Annotated in this window: 3 protein-coding genes; all 3 read left to right on the top strand. The window is 64.8% G+C overall.

All coding sequences use genetic code 11. From position 1 onward, the window contains the following. A partial coding sequence (locus tag WAN71_RS11260; RefSeq protein ID WP_422225402.1) for a methyltransferase domain-containing protein occupies positions 1-1,261 on the top strand: 1,261 nt, incomplete at its 5' end. A 652-nt stretch (positions 1,262-1,913) separates the two neighbouring features. Continuing rightward, a complete protein-coding gene (locus WAN71_RS11265; RefSeq protein WP_422225403.1) occupies positions 1,914-3,485 on the top strand; it encodes an MFS transporter in 1,572 nt (523 codons plus the stop codon). A 13-nt stretch (positions 3,486-3,498) separates the two neighbouring features. Continuing rightward, positions 3,499-3,938: NAD(P)H-binding protein (locus tag WAN71_RS11270; protein WP_422225404.1), on the top strand; the 440-nt coding region annotated here is incomplete at its 3' end.

The raw sequence follows: 3,938 nt of genomic DNA on the forward strand, positions 1-3,938 counted from the left end.
CGAAGATTTGATTCGCCACATGAATGCTCAGCACGAGGCGATCCTGAACCTGTTCTCGGATCCGCTCGCGCCGGCACGCGATGTTCGCACCGCCTTCGACTCCACCGCGGGCCGTTGGATCGAAGCCTTCGCGCCTGACAACAATTCACTGGCAACGGTTTTCGTGCCGAAGTTGGCAATGGAGGTTCCCACCCAATCGGTGTTGAGCGTGCATTTCACGGACATGCTGGTGCATCGGTTGGATTTAGCTGACGCGCGCGGCCAGTCGATCCACATTCCCGATGAGTGGATTTCGGTGGCACTCGGCGTGACCCAAGCGATCTCGGTGGACTCCCCGCTGCGCGACCCGACGAGCCCCGCCTACTCATATGCCGCCCCGGTGCCGGTCCCTGCCGACGCCTCTGCGCTCAACGCGCTGGTGGCGGCGCTGGGGCGCAACCCGGTGTCTGGCACGACAACGTCCTACCTGCTCGGTCACGCCGACGCCGAAGTCCAGCGGCTGCTGCTACAGGCGCACCTCTACGAGCAGCCCACCGAACAGGCGCTGCGCGCCGCGGGCCTTGAGCCCGGCATGCGCGTGCTGGACATTGGGTGCGGACCCGGCGACGTATCGCTGATCGCGGCGCGCCTTGTCGGACCCACAGGCCGGGTGATCGGGATCGACGCCTCCCCCGACATCGTGGCGCTGGCACGTCAGCGCGCCGCCGAAAACAGCGTCATCACCGTCTCGTTCGAGCACAGCACCGTCGACGACATCACCCCCGATGAACCCGTCGACGCGGTCATCGGACGGCTCATCCTCATGCACCTGCCCGACCCAGTCGCGGCTTTGCGCCGGCTCGCCACCTTGGTGCGTCCCGGCGGCGTAATCGCATTCTGCGACTTCGACATGACGGCCGCGCGGAGCGTTCCGTGGCTGCCAACCTGGCAGACCACGGCCGAGGCAATCGCAAGCGCGTTCCGCGGGGCCGGGCTGGACCCGCAGTTCGGTGCCACGCTGCGTCGGCTCTTCCGACACGCGGGCTTGGGCACACCGACACTGACCATCAGCGCACCGGTCGGCACCGCCAAGGACACCGAACACGCGGCCTACGTTGCTAACTCATGGCGACTCATGCAGCCCGTCGCCGAACGACTCGGCGTCGTTGACGGTCGCCTCGCCGACCTAGACGCTCTGCAATCAAACCTGTGCAACGAAATCGCCACCGCAGATGGGATGGCCGTGCTGCCAGCATTGATTACTGCCTGGACTCGGCGTTGAGGCGCGGATAGACCTGGAGATCGTAGTCCCCACGCGCAGAAAAACTTTCGCGACCGCCTGGGCGTGTCTACGCCTACTCCAGCGCGCCGATCAGCCGCGCCACGGTCGGCGCTGACGTCTGTTCATCTGGAGGCTAGCCCATGTCGACTCGCGCCAACAAGGCCACGCCCGCGGGTCGCAGCGCGTCACGCGGAATCGACTTCCGGCCGACAATCTCGACATTCCGAATCGTTCTGGGCCACAATAAAAGTCGAGTTCTACGACGGATGCCTATGGCCGACCCGGGCAGCAGCCGAGATCGCCGTCGGCGACTGGATCGAACGAGTCTACAGCCGACGCCGACGCCACTACAGAGCCAATGCCACGTCGACGGCACCCATCTGGCACCGCGCGGGCGTCCGAATATGAGGGCTACCTGTCCTTGCCGACATGCTCGCCCGAGCAGGCCCTCATTGCCGCCGGATAAGGATATCGACCACCTTGATCCCTCAGACCTCGGGCTCCTCGAGACCCAGGATGTCGAGTCCTTTGACGATCGGGCAGTTCTGGTTATAGCTCTTTCGGACGGACATATGGGTGGCCTACCAGCAAGCAGACATGTTTTTCAGCTATCTACTTGATTTTCTTGTCTAGTAAGTTTAGAGTCCTGTTCATGCGATCTCAGCCTCTCTTCCGCGATCACCCCGTCGCCGCGCTTGCCGTCATCTGTCTGTCCGTATTCGTCATCAGTGTTGACACCACGATCGTCAACGTTGCCCTGCCCACGCTGTCGCGTGAGCTTGGCGCCGACACCGCCCAAATGCAGTGGATCGTCGACGCGTACACCCTGGTCATGTCGGGTCTGTTGCTGTCGGTCGGCAGTCTGTCCGACCGCTACGGTAGACGCGGCTGGCTCAGCGCCGGACTGGCGCTATTCGCGATCACCTCCGCCATTGCGGCGCAGGTGAATTCGGCGGATGCGCTGATCGCGGCACGTGCGGCCATGGGTGTCGGCGCGGCCGTGATCTTCCCGACCACGCTGGGACTGATCACGAACATCTTCACCGACCCGGTACACCGCGCCAAGGCGATCGGTGTGTGGGCGGCCATGGTCGGTGTCGGGGTGGCCGTCGGGCCGATCAGCGGTGGCTGGCTACTCGACCACTTCTGGTGGGGCTCGATCTTTCTGGTGAATGTTCCGACTGCGATGGTGGCCATCGTCGGCGGTCTCCTGTTCGTGCCGACCTCCCGCGACCCGGCCACGCCACCAGTCGACCTGCCCGGGTTGCTGCTGTCGGCGGTCGGGGTAACCGCGTTGGTCTACACCGTCATCGAGGCGCCCAGGTGGGGATGGAGCAGCACCCGGACCGCGACAGGTTTCACACTGGCCGCAATCGTTCTCGTCGCCTTCGCGCTGTGGGAGCGGCGCAGCGCTTATCCGATGCTCGACGTGACGGTGTTCTTCAACCGTCGATTCTCCGGCGGCAGCCTGGCCGTGACGGCAGGGTTTCTGACGCTGTTCGGATTCATCTTCGTCATCACCCAGTACTTCCAATTCATCAAGAACTACAGCGCATTCGAAGCCGGAGTGCGCCTATTGCCGGTAGCCATCTCGATCGCAGTGGCCAGCATCGTGGGGCCGCAACTGGTCGAACGCGTCGGCACGACCGCCGTCGTCACCGGAGGGCTGGCCGTGTTCGCGGCCGGCCTGGCGTGGGCCTCCACAGTCGACGGGACGACCCCCTATCGCGAGATCGCCACGCAGATGCTGCTGCTCGGCGGCGGCCTCGGCCTCACGACGGCGCCGGCCACCGAGGCGATCATGGGATCGCTGTCAGCCGACAAAGCAGGCGTCGGCTCGGCCGTCAACGACACCACCCGTGAACTCGGCGGAACGCTGGGCGTGGCCATCGTGGGCAGCGTCTTCGCATCGCTCTATTCCGGTCGGCTCGGCTCGTCCTCAGCGCTGACCGGCTTACCGGTCAATGTCCGCTCGGCGATGCAGCACTCAATGGCGGTGGCGCACCAGGTGATCGAACGATCCCCAGCAGGACGTATTGCGGGGGTGAGGGAGGCGGTCAACCACGCATTCCTCGACGGCCTTCAGATCGGATCGCTGGTCTGCGCCGGGATCGCGTTGGTCGCCGCCGGCGTCGTGGCCGTGCTGCTGCCGGCGCGGGCCGCGCAAACACCGTCTTCTGCGGCCACACCAGAGCTGACCGAAGCGATCGAATTATCCAACTAGGGAAGGAAATCCAATGGCACGCCCTCGTGTCCTGGTAACCGGCGCCACCGGCAGGATTGGTAGCGCGGTCACCGCCCAACTATTGCAGCAGGGGATCACAACTCGCGCCTTGGTGCATCGCGACGATGCGCGCAGTGCCCGGTTGCGGGCCTCCGGCGCTGAAGTCGTGGTCGGCGATATGTTTGATATCCGCCAAATTCAGGCGGCAACCGACGGAATCGACCGGCTGTACTTCAACCCGCCGTACCATCCACACGCGCTCGATAGCGCGGTTGCCTTTGCCGTGGCTGCGCGGCGGTCAGGTGTGGAAGCGGTGGTGGCACTTGGCCAGTGGCTGGCCAGCCCCGAGCACCCGTCGCTGATGACTCGGCAGGCATGGTTGACCGACAAGCTGTTCGAGCTTCTGCCCGACACCGCCCACGTTGCAGTCGATCCCGGCTACTTCGCCGACAA

This window comes from Mycobacterium sp. (assembly GCF_049280035.1).
In the GTDB taxonomy this organism is placed as follows: Bacteria; Actinomycetota; Actinomycetes; order Mycobacteriales; family Mycobacteriaceae; genus Mycobacterium.